Annotated in this window: 13 protein-coding genes, 4 tRNA genes, 3 rRNA genes and 1 pseudogene; 16 read left to right on the top strand and 5 right to left on the bottom strand. The window is 66.3% G+C overall.

Annotated elements, in window-relative coordinates; translation table 11 throughout:
* Positions 1 to 134, bottom strand: a pseudogene (locus D466_RS24235) (IS256 family transposase); the annotation flags it as partial.
* Between the two features lie 674 nt (positions 135 to 808).
* On the opposite strand from D466_RS24235, the gene D466_RS0118705 reads away from it, so the two are divergent.
* Genes D466_RS0118705 through D466_RS0118690 form a run of 4 tightly spaced genes read left to right on the top strand, consistent with a single transcriptional unit; the run spans position 809 to position 5442 of the window.
* On the top strand, positions 809 to 1996 hold the full coding sequence (locus D466_RS0118705; protein ID WP_018915218.1) for an NAD(P)H-dependent glycerol-3-phosphate dehydrogenase: 1188 nt from the start codon (positions 809 to 811) through the stop codon (positions 1994 to 1996).
* Positions 1997 to 2022: 26 nt separating this feature from the next.
* Positions 2023 to 2808, top strand: a complete 786-nt coding sequence (locus tag D466_RS22380; RefSeq protein ID WP_196803527.1) for an HAD-IIB family hydrolase — start codon at positions 2023 to 2025, stop codon at positions 2806 to 2808.
* Entirely contained in the window at positions 2790 to 4301 is a 1512-nt protein-coding gene (gene ggpS, locus D466_RS0118695; RefSeq protein ID WP_018915216.1) for a glucosylglycerol-phosphate synthase, read from the top strand. Before D466_RS22380 ends, ggpS begins: the two co-directional genes overlap by 19 nt.
* 13 nt (positions 4302 to 4314) lie before the next feature.
* Positions 4315 to 5442, top strand: a complete 1128-nt coding sequence (locus tag D466_RS0118690) for a mechanosensitive ion channel family protein (RefSeq protein ID WP_018915215.1) — start codon at positions 4315 to 4317, stop codon at positions 5440 to 5442.
* A 37-nt stretch (positions 5443 to 5479) separates the two neighbouring features.
* Here the strand turns inward: D466_RS0118690 and D466_RS22375 are convergent, their stop codons facing one another.
* The 4 genes from D466_RS22375 to fabI form a co-directional block, all read right to left on the bottom strand.
* Positions 5480 to 6613 (bottom strand): ADP-ribosylglycohydrolase family protein, encoded by a 1134-nt coding sequence (locus D466_RS22375; protein ID WP_051083794.1) that lies wholly within the window; start codon positions 6611 to 6613, stop codon positions 5480 to 5482.
* Between the two features lie 173 nt (positions 6614 to 6786).
* A tRNA-Cys gene (locus D466_RS0118680) sits at positions 6787 to 6860 on the bottom strand.
* Positions 6861 to 7121: 261 nt separating this feature from the next.
* A tRNA-Gly gene (locus D466_RS0118675) sits at positions 7122 to 7197 on the bottom strand.
* Positions 7198 to 7433: 236 nt separating this feature from the next.
* On the bottom strand, positions 7434 to 8240 hold the full coding sequence (gene fabI, locus D466_RS0118670; RefSeq protein WP_018915213.1) for an enoyl-ACP reductase FabI: 807 nt from the start codon (positions 8238 to 8240) through the stop codon (positions 7434 to 7436).
* Between the two features lie 462 nt (positions 8241 to 8702).
* On the opposite strand from fabI, the gene D466_RS0118665 reads away from it, so the two are divergent.
* The 12 genes from D466_RS0118665 to rrf form a co-directional block, all read left to right on the top strand.
* Positions 8703 to 9269, top strand: coding sequence for a ribosome maturation factor (locus D466_RS0118665; RefSeq protein ID WP_018915212.1), 567 nt, complete (start codon positions 8703 to 8705; stop codon positions 9267 to 9269).
* Positions 9266 to 10744, top strand: a complete 1479-nt coding sequence (nusA, locus tag D466_RS0118660; protein ID WP_018915211.1) for a transcription termination factor NusA — start codon at positions 9266 to 9268, stop codon at positions 10742 to 10744. Before D466_RS0118665 ends, nusA begins: the two co-directional genes overlap by 4 nt.
* Before the next feature lie 28 nt (positions 10745 to 10772).
* Entirely contained in the window at positions 10773 to 13685 is a 2913-nt protein-coding gene (gene infB, locus D466_RS0118655; RefSeq protein ID WP_018915210.1) for a translation initiation factor IF-2, read from the top strand.
* Between the two features lie 85 nt (positions 13686 to 13770).
* Positions 13771 to 14136 carry a 30S ribosome-binding factor RbfA gene (rbfA, locus tag D466_RS0118650; RefSeq protein WP_018915209.1) on the top strand — a complete coding sequence of 122 codons (366 nt, stop codon included), beginning with the start codon at positions 13771 to 13773 and terminating at the stop codon, positions 14134 to 14136.
* Positions 14137 to 14161: 25 nt separating this feature from the next.
* Positions 14162 to 15115 carry a tRNA pseudouridine(55) synthase TruB gene (truB, locus tag D466_RS0118645; RefSeq protein WP_018915208.1) on the top strand — a complete coding sequence of 318 codons (954 nt, stop codon included), beginning with the start codon at positions 14162 to 14164 and terminating at the stop codon, positions 15113 to 15115.
* A 2-nt stretch (positions 15116 to 15117) separates the two neighbouring features.
* A complete protein-coding gene (gene typA, locus D466_RS0118640; protein WP_026285479.1) occupies positions 15118 to 16944 on the top strand; it encodes a translational GTPase TypA in 1827 nt (608 codons plus the stop codon).
* A 57-nt stretch (positions 16945 to 17001) separates the two neighbouring features.
* Positions 17002 to 17931: a DMT family transporter gene (locus D466_RS0118635; RefSeq protein ID WP_018915206.1), complete on the top strand. Its 930-nt coding sequence runs from the start codon at positions 17002 to 17004 to the stop codon at positions 17929 to 17931.
* Between the two features lie 218 nt (positions 17932 to 18149).
* Positions 18150 to 19680 (top strand): 16S ribosomal RNA (locus D466_RS0118630).
* 119 nt (positions 19681 to 19799) lie between these two features.
* Positions 19800 to 19876, top strand: a tRNA-Ile gene (locus D466_RS0118625).
* Positions 19877 to 19903: 27 nt separating this feature from the next.
* Positions 19904 to 19979, top strand: a tRNA-Ala gene (locus D466_RS0118620).
* A gap of 225 nt (positions 19980 to 20204) precedes the next feature.
* Positions 20205 to 23084 (top strand): 23S ribosomal RNA (locus D466_RS0118615).
* A 110-nt stretch (positions 23085 to 23194) separates the two neighbouring features.
* Positions 23195 to 23306, top strand: a 5S ribosomal RNA gene (gene rrf, locus D466_RS0118610); the annotation flags it as partial.

The raw sequence follows: 23306 nt of genomic DNA, 5'->3' as shown, positions 1-23306 counted from the left end.
TAGCCGGCGCCGCAGCGCCCCTCCACGTCGATCTCCATGAGGCGCTGGGCCATGAACTGCACCATCTGGCGCAGCACGTCGACATCGGCCCCCTTCTCAGCGAGCTCGGTCAATGCGATAGTGGCGTTGGTCATCGTGGTTTCCTTCAGACAAGGATTGGTGGGTCGCACCTCAACCTTATCCGGACTTCACGATGGCCACCCCCATCTCCAGGGACGACCGGCGCGCGGTGAGCTGCTCCGGGCTACGCCCTTCGCAGCTCACCGCACCAAAGACTTACACCACTCGGCGGGACATTACCCGGCGCGGCGCCGGCGCGACCCGCGGAGCCCCGCTCCTGGGGAGCATCTCGAGGGGTTGGACGAATGGCTTGCGGCTTTGCAGGCAGCCTGGCGGCAGATGCTCGGGGGTGGCGCGGATCTTTGGGCGATCGTTCAGTGATCCTTTGGATAAAAAGAGATTTATCAATTCATTTTTTTGTGAATCTGAGCTAAGATTCGTTTTGTTCAATTTTTGCCGGATAAAGCTCCAAGAAGCACTGTTTCCGTAGCACCTACTGCGGAGGAAACAGCCGGCAGCTGCGTAGCTGGATAGGCCCCGGGTTGCGCCTGGTGGGTGGTCCGGCGCAGGCGCCTGTCCGCTCTCCACGGCAGGGCGGCGCCGCGCAGATGGGGCGGCGTCACGTGCGCCGCCGGGGGAAAAGGCGCGCCGCGCGTGCCTGCTTCCCGACCAAGTCGCCGCGTCCGGCACCACGCCGGGCGTCCCCTGTACGGCGGAGCCACGGCCCGCCAACGACTTCGGAGATGCCATGCACGCTCGAAACCGAGGCGAGTCCGCCGCCCCCCACCACTCCGCCCGCCGTCCGCTGCGCGAGCCCCTCGAAGTGGCCGTGCTCGGCGCCGGCAGCTGGGGCACCGCGCTGGCGGCGGCTTCCCGCCGCGCCGGGCTGTGCACCCGGCTGTGGTCGCGGCGCCCCGACGTCGCCCACGCCATCCGCACCACCGGTTGCAATCCCCGGCACCTGCCGGGCATCGTGCTGCCGGATGGCCTGGAAGCCAGCGACGACCTGGCATGGGTGCTGCAGGGTGCCGACGTGGTGCTGTACGCCGTGCCCTGCGGCTCCCTGCGCGACGTGGCGGGAGCGGCCGCGGCTGCCTTGCCGCCGCATGCGCTGGCGCTGGCCACCTGCAAGGGCGTGGAGCCGGGCACCGGCCAGTTGATGACCCAGGTGCTGCGCGAGAGCTGCGCCAGGGGCCAGCCGGTGGGTATGCTGGCGGGGCCGAGTTTCGCCGACGAGGTGGTGCGGGGCCTGCCCACGCGTCTGACCCTGGGCATGCGTGCGCACCCCGCCGGCGCCGCCATCGCGGCCGAGTTGGCGCAGGCGCTGCGCGCCGCGGCCATCGAACCGGAGTTGTGCGACGACGAGATCGGCGTGCAGGTGGCCGGGGCGCTGAAGAATCCGGTGGCCATCGCCTGCGGCATGGCCAGCGCGCAGGGCCTGGGCGAGAACGCGCGCGCCGCGATCGTCGCGCGCGGCCTGGAGGACATGCTGCGCCTGACCCTGGCGCTGGGCGGGCGCGGGGAGACGCTGTTCCGCAGCAGCGGCGTCGGGGACCTGTTCCTGACGGCCTCGTCCAGCCATTCGCGCAACACGCGCCTGGGCATGCGCCTGGGAGCCAGCGCCGAGCAACGCGCCGGTGCGCAGGGCGGCGACGGCGGGGAACTCACCGAGGGCGCATCGGCCAGCCAGGCGCTGGCGGTGCTGGAGCGGCGCCTGGCACTGTCGCTGCAGGTGCCGCGCGCCGTGCGCGACGTGCTGGCCGGGCGTTGCACCGCCGGGCGCGCGCTGCAGCGCGTGCTGGAGGAGCCGCTGGGCGACGCGCTGCCGGGCCTGGCGCGCGGCGCGGCGCAGGCCTCACCCGGCCATGGCGGCGCGCACGAAGGCGCCTCGGTGCGGGTGCCGGGCGCGGTGTGGAACCATCGGGCGCTGCAATGAGCGCGGCGGCGATGAACGGGCCGGGCATGGCGCGTCAGCCCGGCGCGCCCGCCACGAGCCGGCGCACGGTGCTGGCCACCGACCTGGACGGCACCTTCGTCGGGGGAAGCGAGGAGCAGCGCGCGAGCCTGTACGGCTGGATTCGCGAACACCGCGACGACGTGGTGCTGATGTTCGTCAGCGGCCGCGGCCAGGCGCACATGCGCGAGCTGGCCGACGGCATCGGCCTGCGGCCGGACTATTGCATCGGCGACGTCGGAACCAGCGTGGAGGCCGCGGATCCGCAAGCCCGCGAGGTGATCGCGCCGGTGCTGCATTGGCTGAGCGACACCTGGCCCGCCTACGCGCCTCGGCGCATCGAGGAATTCATGCAGCGCCATCCCAGGCTGCGGCCGCAGGAGGTCACCGGAGGCCTGCGCAAGTCCTACTTGTACGACGACGAACCGGCGGCTCTGCGCGCGGCCGGTGAGCTGCGCACCATGGGCTTCGACGTGCTGCTGTCGGACGGCCAGTATTTCGACGTGCTGCCGCGCGGCGTGCAGAAGGGGCCGACCCTGCTGCGCGTGCTGCGCGCGCTGGGGCTGCCCTCGCAGCGCACGCTGGTGGCGGGTGACACCCTCAACGACCTCTCGATGTTCCGTACCGGACTGCACGGCGTGGCGGTGGCCAACCGCGAGCCGGCGTTGGCGCGGGCCTTGCGGGGCTGCTCCAACGTGTACCTCAGTCCCTTGCCCGGCGCCGCCGGCGTGCTGGACGCTCTGCGCCGATTCCACAACCCCTCTGGAGCCCAGTCATGGCTGCGCAACTCGTGATCGTCTACCACCGCCAGCCCTATGAGGAGGTGGTGGAGAACGGCAAGGTGGTGCTGCGCGAGAACAGCAGCCCGAACGGCATCGTGCCGGTACTCAAGGGATTCATCGGCCAGGTGGACAGCGCCAGCTGGGTCGCCTGGAAAAAGGCCCCGGCCGGCAAGGCGCCGGGTTTCGAGCGGCGCGTGCAGGTGCGCGACAGCTACGGCAGCTACGAGGTGCTGCGCCTGCCGCTGCAGGCCGAGCAGATCAATCAGTTCTACCACGTCACCTCCAAGGAGGCGCTGTGGCCGGTGCTCAACAGTTTTCCGTCCATGTACTCGTCGGAGAACACCCACTGGGCGACCTTCCGCGAAGTGAACCGGCTGTTCGCCGAGGCGGCCTGCGAGGAAGCGGCGCCGGGTGCCGTGGTGTGGGTGCACGACTACAACCTGTGGCTGGTGCCGAGCTTCGTGCGTGCGATGCGCCCGGACCTGAAGATCGCCTTTTTCCACCACACGCCCTTTCCGTCGGCCGACGTGTTCAACCTGCTGCCGTGGCGCGACGAGATCCTCGACAACCTGCTGAGCTGCGACCTGGTGGGCTTTCACGTGCCGCGCTACGCCTGCAATTTCGCGGCGGTGGCGCAGGGCCTGCGCCAGGTGCACGACCTGCGCTGGGAGCCCGCACCGGAGGGTCTGGCCCCGCGCGGCAGCGCACTGGCGGAGCCCCTCACACCGACCTCGTTGCGCGTGGGGACGCACCGCGTGCATATTGATGCCTTCCCCATCGGCACCCACGCGCGCCTGATCGAGCAGGCCATGGCCGCGCCGGGTGCGCGCGAGCAGGTCGCGCGCATCCGCGCGGGTCTGTCCGGGTGCAAGGTGATCGTGTCGGTGGGGCGGGTGGACTACGCCAAGGGCACGCGGGAAATGCTGCTGACCTACGAGCGCCTGCTGCGCCGGCGTCCGGCGCTGCTCGGCCGGGTGCAATTGCTGCTCACCGCGGTCGCGGCCGCGGACGGCATGCGGGTGTACCGGCGCGCGCAGCAGGCCATCGAGCAGCTGGTCGGACGCATCAACGGCCACTTCGGCAGCCTGTCGTGGCAGCCGGTGGTGTTGTCGACCACGCCGATGACCTTCCAGGAGACCATGGCCTACTTCCGCGCCGCCGACGTCTGCTGGATCACCCCCCTGCGCGACGGGCTCAACCTGGTGGCCAAGGAGTTCGTCGCCGCACACGACGCGCGCGACGGCGTGCTGGTGCTGTCGGAGTTCGCCGGAACCGCGCTGGAGCTGGGTGACGCGGTGCTGGTCAACCCCTACAGCATCAGCCAGATGGACGCGGCCATCGAGCGCGCGCTGGACATGGAGCCCGCGGAACAGCACGCTCGCATGCAGCGCATGCAGCAGCACGTGCAACACTACGATATCGACTTCTGGACCCGCCACGTGCTGCGCTGGTTCGAAGTCCTGCGCCGGCCGCCGGCCGAGGCGCCCGCCTGCGAAGCCGCGTGAGGACTCCTGGAGAATGCTGCAAGCGATGAGCCACTGGACCCATCTGATGATCGCGTCGAATCCCCTGTCCGCGTGGCTGGAGGCGCTGGCCTGGCTGCTGGTGGTCGGCGTGGGCGCCGCCTCCGCGAAGCCGGTGCTGGTCCGCCGCCTGCGCGACATCGCCGAACGCACGCCCTCGCGCTGGGACGACGCCTTCGTGCACGCGCTGGACGGTACGCGGAGCTGGCTGCTCGCGCTGGGGGCCGTGCTGCCCGCGGTGCGTGCGCTGGATCTGCCAGCCCAGCCGCGGCAGTGGCTGGAGGGCGCGGCCAGCGTGGCGCTGGCGGTGCAGGTCGGCCTGTGGACGGGGCGTTTCATCGACAAGCTCATCACGCAGTCGCGCGAGAGCGCGATGCGCACCGATCCGGAGACCGCCACCGGCCTGGCCGCGATGAGCTTCCTGGCGCGCCTCGTGCTGTGGAGCCTGCTGTTCCTGCTGCTGCTGGACAACCTGGGATTCAACGTCAGCACCCTGCTGGCGGGGCTGGGGGTCGGCGGCATCGCGGTGGGCCTGGCCTTGCAGAACATCCTCGGAGACCTGTTCTCCAGCCTGTCCATCGTGCTGGACAAGCCGTTCCAGATCGGGCACTTCATCGTGATCGACGGTTTCTCCGGGACGGTCGAGAACATCGGGCTGAAGACCACCCGCATCCGCAGTATCGGCGGCGAACTGCTGGTGTTCTCCAACACCGACCTGACCAAGGCCCGGTTGCGCAACTACCGGCACATGCAGGAGCGGCGCATCTCCTTCGCCTTCGGCGTGGGCTACGAGACGCCGCCGGACCTGATGGAGCAGATCCCGGCGCGGGTGCGCGAAGCCGTGCAGAAGCAGGAGCAGACCCGCTTCGACCGTGCGCACTTCAAGGATTTCGGCGAATCGGCCCTGAATTTCGAGGTGGTGTACTGGATGACCACGTCCGACTACACGGTCTACATGGACACCCAGCAGGCCATCAACCTCGAACTCATGCGGGCTTTCGCTTCGCTGGGCGTGGGCTTCGCCTTCCCCACGCGCACGGTGCAGCTTTCGGCCGACCGCCCGATTCCGGTGAGCTGGCAGGGAGCAGGCCCGGCGCCGGCGGAGCAAGCCGGCGGCGGCTGAGCCCCCCGACCGGGCGCGGCGGCTTCGGGCGGCGGCCTCAGGAGGCTGCCGTGGCCCGAGCGGGCTGTTCGGCGAGCACCTGCCCGGCCAGGCGGCGCGCCAGCTCGAGGCGCGGCCCGCCATGCTCGAGTCCCAGGATCCAGCGCTCGGGAATGGCTTGCAGCCCGCCCATAGCCCCGCACAAGGCGCCGGTCAGCATGGCGCGGGCCTGGTTCTGGCCCCCGCCGTTGACCGCATGGAGCACGGCGTTCTCGAAGTCGGCGCCGAATCGCGCGGCCAGGTAATAGGCGGCCGGGAACTGGTGGTAGACCGCGCAGGGCATGCCGTAGACCAGCGAGACCTTCCAGGCCGGCTCGATGCGCACGCCGGGATCGCGCGCCGCGCGCGCGATGTTCGACGGGGTCAGCAGCGCGTCCGGCGACGCGAACTCCCCCACGCCGCGGCGGGGCTTCTCGGCGCCGCGCGGCACCGAGGCCTCGCCGTCGGCGGTGACGGTATGGAAGGGGAGCTGGCCGTCGCGCACCAGGGCCATGAGCCGGCCCGACAGCGCTTCGTCGAGCGCGTGGCCCTGCACCAGCTGTCCGAGCACGCAGGCGTAGGCCACGGTCATGGCCATGACCGTGGGGTCGATCTGGGTGAGCGCGGTGTTCGAGCCCACGTCGCGGGCGAGCCGCTCGGGGTGCAGCGCGTGGCGCACCGCGATGGCCAGCACGCGTTCGGCGGCCTCGGTGTTGTCGGCGTAGCCGCCGATCTCGCCCCAGCCGAGGCCGCGCCCCACGCGCAGGCGCCAGGCCTCGCGGATGGATTGGCTGGTGTAGCCCCCGGGGCCGCTCAACGGCGTGCCGTCGAGCAGCGGGAACAACTCCTCGTCGATGCGCCGGCAGAAGTCGGCCTCGTCGTAGCCGCCACGCTCGACCAGGCTGCTCAGGGTCCGTTCGAGCAGCCAGCCGGCCTGGGAGGATTGCCCGGCGCGCAGGCCCGCGTGATAGCGCTCGGGCCGCGGCGCGGTGTAGTCGGTGATCCAGGGGCCGTAGTCCCGGCGCAGCGCGTCGAGGTCGTAGTACCAGTGGGGGCCGAGGGCCAGCGCGTCGCCGACGAAGGCGCCCATGAGGGCGCCGAGTACGCGTTCGCCGAGATCGGGCGGGGAAGCCGGGGAGGTGGGCTGGGACATGGCGTGGCATCCGGGAGGGAGGGGCGGCCGGCCCGGCCCGAAGGCACCGCCCGGCGTAGCGTCGGCCGATTGTGGCACAGGCGGCGCCTTGGCCGCAGTGGCCTCGGCGCGCCCGGGCACGCGGTACGGGCGCAAAAAAGCCGCCCGAGGGCGGCTTTCATTCAACGATGTTCTGGAGGCGCGGGCGGGAGTCGAACCCACCTGGAAGGATTTGCAGTCCTCTGCATAGCCGCTTTGCTACCGCGCCGTGATTCAATCTGGAGCGCATCTTAGCGGAAGGTGCACTTCGGTGCCGGAACCGGTCACCGGATCGACGCGAGAGATGCCTTGGCGGGCATTATCGGATGCCGTTTCCGCGCAGGGCGCAATGCTGGCATTTTCGATCGGCAACAAAAAGGGGAAGACTTGGCTTCCCCTGGAGGTGTTCCAGCTTCCGGGCTGCCTCGGAAGGCTCCGGACATTCACGAAGCTCCGATTATCTGGAGGGCTGGTTCGTAAATGGAGAAACTGGAGCGGGAAACGAGTCTCGAACTCGCGACCTCAACCTTGGCAAGGTTGCGCTCTACCAACTGAGCTATTCCCGCGAAAAACCAACATTCTAGAGCGTTTCCCGCGCTTGTCAACACCCCCGCCCGCCGCAGATTTCCACCCCGCCTGAAAGCCTCCCGCAACCGCCGCACTCCAGCCCGCCTGAAAGCCCCCCGCCAACGCCGCATTCCCCCAATGCCAGGAAACCCCCTGCCGCAGGGCCGCCCCAAGGCAGGGGTTGTCCCCCACGGGGGGACGGAGCCGGGGCCGCCCCCGGCGACGAAGGGGGCACTTACCCTCCCGCGCCCAGGCCGCCGACCACCGCGTGCATGCCGGCGTCCACGTGCAGCACTTCCGCGGTGATGCCGCTGGCCAGGTCCGACAGCAGGAAGGCGCTGGCGTCGCCCACCTGCTCGATGGTCACGTTGCGGCGCAACGGGGTGCTGGACTCGTTGAACTTGAGCATCTTGCCGAAGTCGGCGATCCCGGAGGCGGCCAGGGTCTTGATGGGGCCGGCGCTCAGGCCGTTGACCCGCATGCCGCGCGGGCCCAGGCATTCGGCCAGGTAGCGCACGCTGGCTTCCAGCGCGGCCTTGGCCACGCCCATGGTGTTGTAGTTGGGAACCACGCGTTCGGCGCCCAGGTAGGTCATGGTCAGCAGCGAGGGCATGCCGCCGGCGTCGCAGCTGGCCTGCAGCAGCGGCAGCAGCGCCTTGGCCAGCGCCGGGAAGGAATAGGCGGAGATGTCGTGGGCGATGCGAAAGCCCTCGCGCGACAGGCCCTCGAGGAAATCGCCGGCGATGGCCTCGCGCGGCGCGAAGCCGATGGAATGCACGTAGCCGTCCAGGCGCGGCCAGTGCCGGCCGAGTTCGAGCCCCAGCGCTTCCATCTGCGCGTCGTCGGCGACGTCGCAGGGGAAGGTCAGGCGGCTGTCGAATTCCTGGGCGAAGCCCTGGATACGCTCGGCGAAACGTTCCCCGACGTAGGTGAAGGCCAGTTCCGCGCCTTCGCGGTGACAGGCCTTGGCCACGCCGTAGGCGATGGAGCGGTTGGACAGCAGGCCGGTGATCAGAATGCGCTTGCCGGAAAGAAAGCCCATGAGTTTTTCCTGGAAATTCGAATGGCGACGATGGGGCGCCCAGCGCCCGCGGCTTGGCCCGCATTCTCGCATGGGCGCCGGGAACCTTCGGTCGTGCGGACCCGCTCGGCGCACTCCGGCGCCTGAGCGCACGCCCGGCAGGTGGAGGCGACAACGGCTACGATAGGCGATGGTTTTGACCCCGCTCCTTGAAAGGCGGGGGTTTTGCCTCTAGAATAGGCATTCCGGAGCAGATTGGGGCCCAGGCACCACACCGCAAGCTGGAGGCGCCAGCCGCGCCGCGTGTGTGCGGCGGCGGGGCCTTCCGGTCACGGCGGTGGCTTTCGGAAACGGATCCAGCCGGGTTGGCCAACAGCAAGGGCGACGAGCAAAGGGCGATACCGATCGCCCTTTTTTGTTGCCCTTGCATTCGTGTTCGCGCCATCCGGCTTCAGGGCGACAACGAGGGAACGTAGACAGGGCATGCAGCAGGCGCAATTGATCGAGGACACCGTGCGGGGTCTGGGCTACCAGTTCGTCGAGGCGAACTGGGCGGCCGCCGGCTTGCTGCGCGTGACCATCGATCGCGCCGACGGCAGTCCCGTGACGGTGGAGGACTGCGAGCGCGTCAGCCGGCAGTTGCAGTACGCGCTGGAGGTCGATGGGCTGGACTACAAGCGTCTGGAGGTGTCGTCGCCGGGGCTGGACCGCTTGCTGCGCACGCCCGAGGACATGCGGCGCTTCGCCGGGCTGGCGGTGGACGTGACCTTGCGCTTGCCCTTCCAGGGGCGCAAGAAGTACCGGGGCATTCTGCAGGCCATCCCCGAGGAGAGCACCGACGGGCCCGAGGCCAGCTATTCCATCGCCTGGGACGAGGCCTTGCTCGCCGGGCTGGAGCGGCGCCGTCCGGGAGCGGACAAGAACAAGGCTGCGGCGGCGGGGCGGCGCGCGACGCCCGCGCAGGAGCCGCAGGAATTGCGTTTTTCGATGGCCGAGGCGCGCGAGGTGCGCCTGGTGCCGTTGCTTGACTTCAGGGGTCGTAAATCATGAACCGCGAGTTGCTGATGCTGGTCGATGCGCTGGCGCACGAGAAGAATGTGGACCGTGACGTCGTGTTCAGCGCGGTCGAGGCCGCGCTGGCCTCGGCGACCAAGAAGCGCTACAGCGGCGAGGTCGACATCCGCGTGGCCATCGACCGCGACACCGGGGACTACGAAAGCTTCCGGCGCTGGCTGGTCGTGCCCGACGAGGCGGGGCTGCAGCAGCCCGACGCCGAGATCCTGCATTTCGAGGCGGTCGAGCAGATTGCCGACATCGAGATCGGCGAGTACATCGAGGAGCAGGTCGAGAGCCTGGAGTTCGGGCGCATCGGTGCGCAGGCGGCCAAGCAGGTCATCCTGCAGAGGATCCGGGACGCCGAGCGCGAGCAGATCCTGAACGATTTCCTGCAGCGCAACGACCGCATTTTCGTGGGCACCGTCAAGCGCATGGACAAGGGCGACGCCATCGTCGAGTCGGGCAAGGTGGACGCGCGCCTGCGCCGCGGCGACATGATCCCGAAGGAAAACATCCGCGCCGGCGACCGCGTGCGCGCCGTGATCTCCAAGATCGACCGTGCCGCGCGCGGCCCGCAGATCGAACTCTCGCGCACCGCGCCGGAATACATGAAGGAACTGTTCCGCCTGGAAGTGCCCGAGATGGAGCAGGGCCTTCTGGAGATCAAGTCCTGCGCGCGCGATCCGGGCGTGCGGGCGAAGATCGCGGTGCTGTCCCACGACCGGCGCATCGATCCCATCGGCACCTGCATCGGCGTGCGCGGCTCGCGCGTGAACGCGGTGAGCAACGAGCTGGGCGGCGAGCGCGTGGACATCGTGCTGTGGTCGGACGATCCGGCGCAGTTCGTCATCGGCGCGCTGGCGCCGGCCAACGTGCAGTCCATCGTCGTCGACGAGGAAAAGCACGCGATGGACGTCGCCGTGGACGAGGAGAACCTGGCGCTGGCCATCGGACGCTCGGGGCAGAACGTGCGCCTGGCCTCCGAGCTGACCGGCTGGCAGATCAACCTGATGTCGGCGGAAGAGTCGCAAACCCGGCAAAATGCCGAGACCGAGGAGATGCGCGAGCTGTTCCGCAGCAAGCTCGACGTCGACCAGGAAGTGGCGGACATCCTGATCCAGGAAGGGTTCACCAGCCTGGAGGAGGTGGCCTACGTGCCGCTGGCGGAAATGCTGGAAATCGCCTCCTTCGACGAAGACACCGTGCACGAACTTCGCACTCGTGCGCGCGACGCGCTGCTGACGCAGGAAATCGCGCGCGAGCAGAAACTCGACGAAGTCTCCCAGGACCTGAAGGACCTGGAAGGACTGAGCACCGAACAGATCGCCAGCCTGGCCGACGCGGGCGTGCATAGCCGCGACGACCTGGCCGACCTGGCGACCGACGAACTCACGGCGATCATCGGCGGCGAAGAGGCCCAGGCCAGCGCGCTGATTCTCAAGGCCCGCGAACACTGGTTCAACGCCTGAGACACAAGAAGGAGCAAGGAAAGCATCCATGGCACAAACCACCGTCGCCCAACTCGCCACCGAACTGCACATTCCGGCTGCCCAGCTCCTGGAACAACTTGCCGCGGCCAGCGTGCACAAGCAGAACGCGGAGGATCCGATCAGCGAGGCCGACAAGGCCCGGCTGCTGGACCACCTGCGCGTCGCGCATGGCGTGGCCGGGGCCGAGCGCAAGAAGATCACGCTGACCCGCAAGCAGACCACCGAGATCAAGCAGGCCGACTCGACCGGCAAGGCGCGCACCATCCAGGTGGAGGTGCGCAAGAAGCGCGTGTTCGTCAAGCGCGAGGATCTCCCCGAAGCCGCTCCCGCCACCGCGCAGCCGGTGGTGGACGAGGCCGAACTGCGGCGTCGCGAGGAAGAGGCCAAGCGTCAGTCCGAGCTGCTGGCGCGCCAGGCCGAGGAACTGCGCCTGCGCCAGCAGGAGGAGCAGGAGCAGGCCGAGGCGCGTGCGCGGGCCGCGGAGGCCGAGCGCGAGCAGGCCGAGCGCGAGGCGCGCGAACGCGAGCAGGCCGAGCGCGAAGTGGCGCAGACCGCCGAGCTCAGCCAGGCCGGCGAGGGCGCGCAGGCGGCCGAGGCCGCCGAACCCGCGCGGGCGGCCAAGACCGACGAAGCCGCCAAGGCCGCCAAGGCCGACGAGGCCGCCAAGGCCGCGGCGGACAAGGAGCAGCTGCGCGCCGCCGAGGCGCAGCGCCGGGCGCGCGCCGATGCAGAGGCCGCCGCCGCGCGCGTCGTGGAAATGGAGGCCATCCAGGTACGCCGCCGCGCCGCCGAGCAGGAAGCCGCGGCGATCCGCGACATGCTGGCGCGTCCGCGCACCGTGCTGCACGCGCCCAAGCCGCCGGAGACCCCGAAACCGGCCGATGCGGCTGGTGCGATCAAGGGCACCATCCACAAGCCGGCCGCCGGTGCCGCCAAGCCGGCGGCGCCCGGCGCCGCGGCCAGCGCCGACGGCAAGGCCAAGAAGGCGGTCAAGTCCGAGCAGCTGTCGTCCTCCTGGGCCGACGAGGCGGCGAAGCGCCGCGCCATCAAGACCCGCGGCGACACCAGCGGAGGCACCGGCGCGTGGCGCGGTGCGAAGGGCGGTTCGCGCCGCGATTCGCGCGATAAGGACCAGCCGCGCTTCGTCGCGCCGGCCGAGCCGGTGGTGCGCGAAGTGCACGTGCCGGAGACCATCACGGTCGGCGACCTCGCGCACAAGATGTCCGTCAAGGCTTCCGAGGTCATCAAGACCCTGATGAAGCTGGGCCAGATGGTGACCATCAACCAGGTCCTGGACCAGGAAACGGCGATGATCATCGTGCAGGAAATGGGCCACACCTCGGTGGCGGCCAAGCTCGACGATCCCGAGACCTTCCTGGAAGAGGAGGGCCTGCCCACGCAGGCCGCTGAACTGGAGCCCCGCGCCCCGGTGGTCACGGTGATGGGTCACGTCGACCACGGCAAGACCTCGCTGCTGGACTACATCCGGCGCGCCAAGGTCGCCGCGGGCGAGGCCGGCGGCATCACCCAGCACATCGGTGCCTACCACGTGGAGACCCCGCGCGGCATCATCACCTTCCTCGACACCCCCGGCCACGAGGCCTTCACGGCCATGCGTGCGCGCGGCGCCAAGGCCACCGACATCGTCATCCTGGTGGTGGCGGCCGACGACGGCGTGATGCCGCAGACCCGCGAGGCCATCGCCCACGCGAAGGCCGCGGGCGTGCCCATCGTGGTCGCGCTGAACAAGATCGACAAGCCCGAGGCCAACCCCGACCGCGTGAAGCAGGAACTGGTGGCCGAGCAGGTGGTGCCCGAGGAGTACGGGGGCGAATCGCCCTTCGTGCCGGTGTCGGCCAAGACCGGCCAGGGTATCGACGACCTGCTGGAGAACGTGCTGCTGCAAGCCGAGGTGCTGGAACTCAAGGCAGCGATCGACGCGCCGGCCAAGGGGCTGGTCATCGAGGCCCAGCTCGACAAGGGACGCGGCCCGGTGGCCACCATCCTGGTGCAGTCGGGAACCCTCAAGCGCGGGGACGTCGTGCTGGCCGGTTCGAGCTTCGGGCGCGTGCGCGCCATGCTCGACGAAGCCGGGCGCCCGGTGCAAAGCGCCGGTCCGTCGATTCCGGTGGAGATCCAGGGGCTCAGCGAAGTGCCCAGCGCCGGCGAGGAGATCCTCGTGCTGGGCGACGAGCGCAAGGCCCGCGAGATCGCGCTGTTCCGCCAGGGCAAGTTCCGCGACGTCAAGCTGGCGCGCCAGCAGGCGGCGAAGCTGGAGAACATGTTCGAGCAACTGGCCGAGGGCGCGAAGACCCTGAACCTGATCATCAAGTCGGACGTGCAGGGTTCGCAGGAAGCGCTGGTGCACGCGTTGACCAAGCTGTCCACCGACGAGATCCGCGTGCAGGTGGTGCATGCGGCGGTGGGCGGCATCACCGAGAACGACGTCAACCTGGCCATCGCCTCGCAGGCCGTGGTGATCGGCTTCAACACCCGCGCCGACGCCGGCGCGCGCAAGCTGGCCGAGCTCAACGGCATCGACATCCGCTACTACAACATCATCTACGAGGCGGTGGACGAGATCAAGGCCGCCATGTCGGGCATGCTGGCGCCGGAGAAGCGCGAGGAAGTGCTGGGCATGGTCGAGGTGCGCCAGGTGTTCCGCATCAGCAAGGTCGGCACGGTGGCCGGCTGCCGCGTGCTGTCCGGACTGGTGCGCCGCTCGGCGCAGGTGCGGGTGCTGCGCGACAACGTGGTGATCCACACCGGCGAGCTCGACTCCCTCAAGCGCTTCAAGGACGACGTGCGCGAGGTGCAGGAAGGCTTCGAGTGCGGCCTTTCGCTCAAGAGCTTCCACGACCTGCAGGAAGGCGACCAGATCGAGGCCTTCGAGGTCAAGGAAATCGCCCGCACCCTCTAAGCCGCCACAGCCGCCGCCGGCCCCTCGGGGCCGGCCGTCCCCATCCGGGCCCGTGCCGATGCACGGGCCCTTGCCGTTGAGCTCCATGCCACGCCAGGCCCCCAGTTCGCATCGCATCCACCGCATCGCCGACCAGATCCAGCGCGATCTGTCGGAGATGATCGGGCGCGAGATCCGCGATCCGGGCCTCGGCCTGGTCACCTTGTCGGAAGTGCGCCTGACCCCCGACTACGCGCATGCCAAGGTGTTCTTCACCGTGCTGGGCGCCGAGCCCGAGCACGCGCAGCAGCTGCTCAACGAGCGGGCCGGCTACCTGCACAGCCTGTTGTTCAAGCGTTTGCGCATCCACACCGTGCCGACGCTGCATTTCGTGTTCGACGCCACCACGCGCGACGCCGGCAGCATGAACGAGCTGATCCGCCGCGCGGTGTCGGACAAGGCCCAGGACTGAGCTCCCGCAACACGGCAGAACCTTCATGAACCCGCAGGGCCCTTCGGGCCGCGAACCGGTGCACGGCGTGCTGCTGCTGGACAAGCCGCGTGGCTGCACCTCGCAGCAGGCCCTGCAGCAGGCACGGCGTGCGCTGGGTGCAGCCAAGGCCGGGCACACCGGGACCCTCGACCCCTTGGCCGAAGGCCTGCTCCCCCTGTGCTTCGGCGCGGCCACCAAGTTCGCGCAGAGCCATCTGGAGGCCGACAAGGCCTACGTCGCGCAGCTGCGCCTGGGCGTGAGCACCAGCACCTGCGACGGCGAAGGCGAGGTGCTGCGCAGCGCGCCGGTGCCGGCGCTGGACGCGGCGGCGCTGCGCGGCGTGCTCGACCGCTTCGTCGGCGACATCCAGCAGGTGCCGCCGATGCACAGCGCGCTCAAGCGTGACGGGCGGCCGCTGTATGAATACGCGCGGGCCGGCCAGCAGTTGGAGCTGGATGCGCGCCCGGTGCGCATCGATTCCATCGAGCTGCTCGGCCTCGAGCAGGACCTGCTGAGCATCGAAGTGCGCTGCGGCAAAGGCACCTACATCCGTTCGCTGGCGCGCGACATCGGCGATGCGCTGGGCTGCGGCGCGCATCTGGCCGGGCTGCGGCGCACCCGCAGCGGCGGTTTCGACCTGGCGCAGGCTCGCCCCCTGGATCAGGTGCGCGAGGCCGCGCGCGAGCAGGCGCGCGCCTGGCTGCTGCCGGTGGACGCGCTGCTGCGCGAGCTGCCGTCGCTGGAGCTCGAGCCGGCTCTTGCCGCCGCCCTGCTGCAGGGGCGCGCGGTCGTGCCGCCGGCGGCGCAGCGTCCGGCGCAGGCCGCGCAACTGCGCATCTACGGGGCCGGCGGCGCTGCCGCGACCCCCGTATTCCTGGGTGTTGCACGCTGGGACGGCCGCGAGCTGTCCGTGCAACGCCTGTTGAGTCCCGAAGAGCTGCGTACGCAGCCGCAATGATCATGACCTCCTCGATTCGCAACATCGCCATCATCGCCCACGTCGACCACGGAAAGACCACGATGGTCGACCAGCTGCTGCGCCAGTCCGGCACCTTCCGCCAGAACCAGCAGATCGCCGAACGCGTGATGGACTCCAACGACCTGGAGCGTGAGCGCGGCATCACCATCCTGTCCAAGAACTGCGCGGTGGAGTGGAAGGGCACCCACATCAACATCGTCGACACCCCCGGCCACGCCGACTTCGGCGGCGAGGTCGAGCGCGTGCTGTCCATGGTCGACAGCGTGCTGCTGCTGGTCGACGCCGTCGAGGGGCCGATGCCGCAGACCCGCTTCGTCACCAAGAAGGCGCTGGCGCTGGGTCTCAAGCCCATCGTGGTGATCAACAAGGTGGACCGCCCCGGCGCGCGCGCCGACTACGTGATCAACGCGACCTTCGAACTGTTCGACAAGCTGGGCGCGACGGAGGAGCAGCTGGACTTCCCCGTGGTCTACGCCTCGGGCCTGAACGGCTGGGCCACGCGCACGGCCGGCGAGGTGGGCACCGACCTGTCGCCCCTGTTCGACGCCGTGCTGGAATACGTGCCCCCGCACGAGGGCTCGGAGAGCGACCCGCTGCAGTTGCAGATCTGCTCGCTGGACTACTCCAGCTTCGTCGGGCGCATCGGCATCGGCCGGGTCAACAGCGGCATGCTCAAGGCCGGGCAGGACGTGGCCGTCTACCACGGCCCGGACTCCGCGCCGGTCAAGGCGCGCGTGAACCAGGTGCTCAAGTTCGAGGGTCTGGAGCGGCACATGGCCGAGCAGGCCGGCCCCGGCGACATCGTGCTGGTCAACGGCATCGAGGGCATCGGCATCGGCGTGACCCTGACGAGCCTGGACGATCCGCGCCCGCTGCCCATGCTGGCGGTGGACGAGCCCACGCTGACCATGAACTTCTGCGTCAACACCAGTCCGCTGGCCGGGCGCGAAGGCAAGTTCGTCACCAGCCGTCAGATCCGCGACCGCCTGGACCGCGAGCTGCAGAGCAACGTGGCGCTGCGCGTGCGCGACACCGACGAGGACGGCGTGTTCGAGGTCTCGGGCCGTGGCGAACTGCACCTGACCATCCTGCTGGAGAACATGCGCCGTGAAGGCTACGAACTGGCGGTGAGCAAGCCGCGCGTGGTGTTCCGCGACGTGGACGGCCGCCGCCAGGAACCCATCGAGCTGGTCACCGCCGACGTGGAAGAGCAGCACCAGGGCGGCGTCATGCAGGCGCTGGGCGAGCGCCGCGGCGAACTGGTGAACATGGAACCCGACGGCATGGGGCGCGTGCGCCTGGAATACCGCATCCCGGCTCGCGGCCTGATCGGATTCCAGACCGAATTCCTCAACCTGACCCGGGGCACCGGGCTGATCAGCAACATCTTCGACAGCTACGACGACTACCGAGGCGAGATCCAGGGACGCAAGAACGGCGTGCTGATCAGCCAGGACCAGGGCGAGATCGTCACCTACGCCCTGGGCAAGCTCGACGACCGCGGGCGCATGTTCGTCAAGCCCGGCGACCCGGTGTACGAGGGCATGATCGTGGGCGTGCACAGCCGCGACAACGACCTCGTGGTCAACCCGGTGCGGGCCAAGCAGCTGACCAACTTCCGCGTGTCGGGCAAGGAAGACGCGATCAAGATCACCCCGCCCATCGAGCTGAGCCTGGAGTACGCGGTGGAGTTCATCGCCGACGACGAACTGGTGGAGATCACGCCCAAGTCGATCCGCCTGCGCAAGCGCCACCTCAGCGAGCATGACCGCAAGCGCGCCGATCGCGCGATGGCGCAGGGCGCCTGAGCGCCTGAGCACCTGAACACGCGCGGGCCGCGCCCGGCCCGCAGCCCGCCGAGAGTCGTGGACGCCGTCACCGAAGCGCAGCGCGCAGCCGCGCGCACCCACCGCCAGGCCGTCGCCGCCATGGTGGTGTGCACGCTGCTGTGGAGTATCGCCGGCGTGATCACCCGCCATCTGCACCGCCACGACGGCAGCGTGCTGGTGTTCTGGCGCAGCGGCTTCGCCGCGTTGTCCCTGCTGCTGGTGCTGGGCGGGCGTCGCGGCCCCGCGGCGCTGCTGCGGCAGGCCCTCGCACCCGCGGGCGGTGGCGCCTCGCTGCTGTGGTTGTCGGGACTGTGCTGGGGCGTCATGTACACCGCCTTCATGGTCGCGCTGAGCCTGACCACAGTGGCGCAGACGCTGGTGGCGGAGAGCCTGGGGCCGCTATTCGCGGCGCTGATGGGACTCTTGTTCCTGGGAGTGCAGGTGCGCGCGCGCACCTGGGCCGCGATCGCCGTGGCCATGCTGGGCATGGCCTGGATGTTCTGGAACAACCTGCACGCCAGCACGGGCTCGCGCGAAGTCGCCGGGCTGTTGATCGGGTTATTCGTTCCGGTGGCCGCGGCCGGGAACTGGGTGGCGCTGCGCCATGCAGGGGCCCGGCTGCCCATGCAGCTGGCCCCGATGCTGGGCGCCGGCCTGTCCGCAGCCTCGATGGCCCTGTTCAGCAGCGCGCGCCTGGCGGTGGATGCGCATGACATGGCCTGGCTGGCCGTGCTCGGCGTGTTCCAGCTGGCGCTGCCCGGTGCCTTCGCGGTGTGGGCCGCGCAACGCCTAGCGCCCGCCGAGGTGGCCCTGCTGGGCCTGCTCGAAGTGGTGTTCGGCACCCTGTGGGCCTGGCTTGGCGCCGGGGAGGTGCCCAGCGGCAGCACCCTGCTGGGTGGCGGCCTGATCCTGGCGGCGCTGGTGGGCAACGAGCTGCTGGCCTCTGCCTCTACGCGCTCCAGATGACTTTTTGTTGAAGGGGACTTGCGCGCCTTGCGGAACCGTGCAAGAATTCATTCTTCGCTGCTTCGCGCAGCACCGCTTCGAAAGAAGCTCGATCATTAACAAGAAGCAGCCGATAAGTGTGGGCGTTTGGCTTTTCGGGAATTCAAGAGAAAAGTTTGAACGCTCAACGCTAGAGTACGGAGAAATCCGTGATTCTTGATTGAGTGAACTGATGGATTGAACTGTAGAGTTTGATCCTGGCTCAGATTGAACGCTAGCGGCATGCCTTACACATGCAAGTCGAACGGCAGCGCGGGGGCAACCCTGGCGGCGAGTGGCGAACGGGTGAGTAATGCATCGGAACGTGCCCAACGATGGGGGATAACTGCGCGAAAGCGTTGCTAATACCGCATACGACCTACGGGTGAAAGCAGGGGACCGCAAGGCCTTGCGTCGATGGAGCGGCCGATGTCGGATTAGCTAGTTGGTGAGGTAAAGGCTCACCAAGGCGACGATCCGTAGCTGGTCTGAGAGGACGACCAGCCACACTGGGACTGAGACACGGCCCAGACTCCTACGGGAGGCAGCAGTGGGGAATCTTGGACAATGGGCGCAAGCCTGATCCAGCAATGCCGCGTGTGGGAAGAAGGCCTTCGGGTTGTAAACCACTTTTGGCAGGAAAGAAATCGTCCGTGCTAATACCATGGATGGATGACGGTACCTGCAGAATAAGCACCGGCTAACTACGTGCCAGCAGCCGCGGTAATACGTAGGGTGCGAGCGTTAATCGGAATTACTGGGCGTAAAGCGTGCGCAGGCGGTTGGGAAAGATCGATGTGAAATCCCCGGGCTTAACCTGGGAATGGCATGGATGACTATCCGACTGGAGTACGGTAGAGGGGAGTGGAATTCCGCGTGTAGCAGTGAAATGCGTAGATATGCGGAGGAACACCGATGGCGAAGGCAGCTCCCTGGACCTGTACTGACGCTCATGCACGAAAGCGTGGGGAGCAAACAGGATTAGATACCCTGGTAGTCCACGCCCTAAACGATGTCAACTGGTTGTTGGACGGGCAACTGTTCAGTAACGAAGCTAACGCGTGAAGTTGACCGCCTGGGGAGTACGGCCGCAAGGTTAAAACTCAAAGGAATTGACGGGGACCCGCACAAGCGGTGGATGATGTGGTTTAATTCGATGCAACGCGAAAAACCTTACCTACCCTTGACATGTCTGGAATCCCGAAGAGATTTGGGAGTGCTCGAAAGAGAGCCGGAACACAGGTGCTGCATGGCTGTCGTCAGCTCGTGTCGTGAGATGTTGGGTTAAGTCCCGCAACGAGCGCAACCCTTGCCATTAGTTGCTACGAAAGGGCACTCTAATGGGACTGCCGGTGACAAACCGGAGGAAGGTGGGGATGACGTCAAGTCATCATGGCCCTTATGGGTAGGGCTACACACGTCATACAATGGACGGTACAGAGGGCTGCCAACCCGCGAGGGGGAGCCAATCCCAGAAAACCGTTCGTAGTCCGGATTGCAGTCTGCAACTCGACTGCATGAAGTCGGAATCGCTAGTAATCGCGGATCAGCTTGCCGCGGTGAATACGTTCCCGGGTCTTGTACACACCGCCCGTCACACCATGGGAGTGGGGTTTACCAGAAGTCATTAGCCTAACCGCAAGGAGGGCGATGACCACGGTAGGCTTCATGACTGGGGTGAAGTCGTAACAAGGTAGCCGTATCGGAAGGTGCGGCTGGATCACCTCCTTTCTGGAAACTCTCGCAAGGGTCAAGCGCCCACGCTTATCGGCTAGGCAGCCTGTGTAGTCGTGCAAGGAAAACTTGCAAGGTTGACGTGTGGCCAGCTGGCCGCAGCCGAGGACGGTCCTGGGTCTGTAGCTCAGCTGGTTAGAGCACCGTCTTGATAAGGCGGGGGTCGTTGGTTCGAGCCCAACCAGACCCACCAGGAGCGGGACGAGAGAGAGAACACGCTGGGGGTGTAGCTCAGCTGGGAGAGCACCTGCTTTGCAAGCAGGGGGTCATCGGTTCGATCCCGTTCACCTCCACCAGTCACCTCGACGACACAAGAAGGCATGATCAAAGGCGAGCACACGCGTGGGAACACGCGGGATGTGTGCTGGCCCTTGATCGTGTAGACGATCGGCTGTGCTCTTTAACAATTCGGAAGCTGACGACATGTTCTGATGAGGGACATGTTGTTGCGATTGCATCGAACTTCATCAACGAGAGCTTATGGCTTTGGTTGGGTCGGAAGGCCCAGGTCAAAGTTATAGGATCAAGCGACGAAGTGCATACGGTGGATGCCTTGGCGACTACAGGCGACGAAGGACGTGGAAGCCTGCGATAAGCTGCGGGGAGCTGGCAATCAAGCTTTGATCCGCAGATGTCCGAATGGGGAAACCCACCCGCAAGGGTATCCCGTGCTGAATACATAGGCACGGGAGGCGAACCGGGCGAACTGAAACATCTAAGTAACCCGAGGAATAGAAATCAACCGAGATTCCGAAAGTAGTGGCGAGCGAAATCGGATCAGCCTGCACGTTTTAGCATGGAAGACAGGGGAAGGCTCTGGAAAGGGCTGCCATAGTGGGTGATAGCCCCGTACCTGAAATCTTTCGTGTGGAACTAGGCGTGCGACAAGTAGGGCGGGACACGTGAAATCCTGTCTGAATATGGGGGGACCATCCTCCAAGGCTAAATACTCGTAGTCGACCGATAGTGAACAAGTACCGTGAGGGAAAGGTGAAAAGAACCCCGGGAGGGGAGTGAAATAGATCCTGAAACCGTATGCATACAAAAAGTCGGAGCCCGCAAGGGTGACGGCGTACCTTTTGTATAATGGGTCAGCGACTTACATTCAGTGGCGAGCTTAACCGCATAGGGAAGGCGTAGGGAAACCGAGTCCGAACAGGGCGTTCAGTCGCTGGGTGTAGACCCGAAACCGGATGATCTATCCATGGCCAGGATGAAGGCTGGGTAACACCAGCTGGAGGTCCGAACCGACTAGTGTTGCAAAATTAGCGGATGAGCTGTGGATAGGGGTGAAAGGCTAAACAAATCCGGAAATAGCTGGTTCTCCTCGAAAACTATTTAGGTAGTGCCTCGTGTATCACCTTCGGGGGTAGAGCACTGTTTTGGCTAGGGGGTCATGGCGACTTACCAAACCAAGGCAAACTCCGAATACCGAAGAGTGTCAGCACGGGAGACAGAGCACCGGGTGCTAACGTCCGGACTCAAGAGGGAAACAACCCAGACCGCCAGCTAAGGTCCCCAAATATGGCTAAGTGGGAAACGAAGTGGGAAGGCATTGACAGTCAGGAAGTTGGCTTAGAAGCAGCCATCCTTTAAAGAAAGCGTAATAGCTCACTGATCGAGTCGTCCTGCGCGGAAGATGTAACGGGGCTAAGCCATATACCGAAGCTGCGGATGTGACCTTTGGTCACGTGGTAGAGGAGCGTTCCGTAAGCCTGTGAAGGTGTCCTGAAAGGGGTGCTGGAGGTATCGGAAGTGCGAATGCTGACATGAGTAGCGTTAAAGGGGGTGAAAAGCCCCCTCGCCGTAAGCGCAAGGTTTCCTACGCAACGTTCATCGGCGTAGGGTGAGTCGGCCCCTAAGGCGAGGCAGAAATGCGTAGCTGATGGGAAACAGGTTAATATTCCTGTACCACTGTCGAGTGCGATGTGGGGACGGAGAAAGTTAGGTCAGCCGGGTGTTGGATGTCCCGGTTCAAGCATGTAGGCGTGCCCCTTAGGCAAATCCGGGGGGCTGAGCTGAGGTGTGACGACGAGGCGGCTTGCCGCTGAAGTGATTGATACTCTGCTTCCAAGAAAAGCCACTAAGCTTCAGCTCGACAGGACCGTACCGCAAACCGACACTGGTGCGCGAGATGAGTATTCTCAGGCGCTTGAGAGAACTCGGGAGAAGGAACTCGGCAAATTAGTACCGTAACTTCGGGATAAGGTACGCCCCTGGTATGTGGAGACCCTCGCGGTCGAAGCAGAAGGGGGCCGCAGTGAAAAGGTGGCTGCGACTGTTTATTAAAAACACAGCACTCTGCAAACACGAAAGTGGACGTATAGGGTGTGACGCCTGCCCGGTGCCGGAAGGTTAAGTGATGGGGTGCAAGCTCTTGATCGAAGCCCCGGTAAACGGCGGCCGTAACTATAACGGTCCTAAGGTAGCGAAATTCCTTGTCGGGTAAGTTCCGACCTGCACGAATGGCGTAACGATGGCCACACTGTCTCCTCCCGAGACTCAGCGAAGTTGAAATGTTTGTGATGATGCAATCTCCCCGCGGAAAGACGGAAAGACCCCATGAACCTTTACTGCAGCTTTGCATGGGACTTTGAACAGATCTGTGTAGGATAGGTGGGAGGCTTTGAAGCCGGGATGCTAGTTCCGGTGGAGCCAACCTTGAAATACCACCCTGGTGTGTTTGAGGTTCTAACCTTGGTCCTTGAATCAGGATCGGGGACAGTGCATGGTGGGCAGTTTGACTGGGGCGGTCTCCTCCTAAAGCGTAACGGAGGAGTTCGAAGGTACGCTAGGTACGGTCGGAAATCGTGCTGATAGTGCAATGGCATAAGCGTGCTTAACTGCGAGACTGACAAGTCGAGCAGATGCGAAAGCAGGACATAGTGATCCGGTGGTTCTGTATGGAAGGGCCATCGCTCAACGGATAAAAGGTACTCTGGGGATAACAGGCTGATACCGCCCAAGAGTTCATATCGACGGCGGTGTTTGGCACCTCGATGTCGGCTCATCTCATCCTGGGGCTGTAGCCGGTCCCAAGGGTATGGCTGTTCGCCATTTAAAGAGGTACGTGAGCTGGGTTTAAAACGTCGTGAGACAGTTTTGTCCCTATCTTCCGTGGGCGCTGGAGGCTTGAGAGGGCCTGCTCCTAGTACGAGAGGACCGGAGTGGACGCACCCCTGGTGTACCGGTTGTCACGCCAGTGGCATCGCCGGGTAGCTATGTGCGGAAGAGATAACCGCTGAAAGCATCTAAGCGGGAAACTCGCCTCAAGATAAGGCCTCCCTGGGGACTCGATCCCCCTGAAGGGTCGTTGAAGACTACAACGTTGATAGGCTGGGTGTGGAAGCGCAGTAATGCGTTGAGCTAACCAGTACTAATTGCCCGTGCGGCTTGATCCTATAACCTTGATCTGGCTCGATCCAATCGCAACACAGCGTCAGCTCCCGAATCCCGGTTGTAGGGATCCCCACGTGGCACAGACCACGAACCCTGCAACCCACCAGTTACGCCTGATGACCATAGCGAGGTGGAACCACTCCTTCCCATCCCGAACAGGACCGTGAAACGCCTCAGCGCCGATGATAGTGCGCATTCGCGTGTGAAAGTAGGACATCGTCAGG

This window comes from Thiomonas sp. FB-6, assembly GCF_000377645.1.
Lineage (GTDB): Bacteria > Pseudomonadota > Gammaproteobacteria > Burkholderiales > Burkholderiaceae_C > Thiomonas_A.
This window is presented reverse-complemented; position numbering and strand designations above follow the sequence as displayed.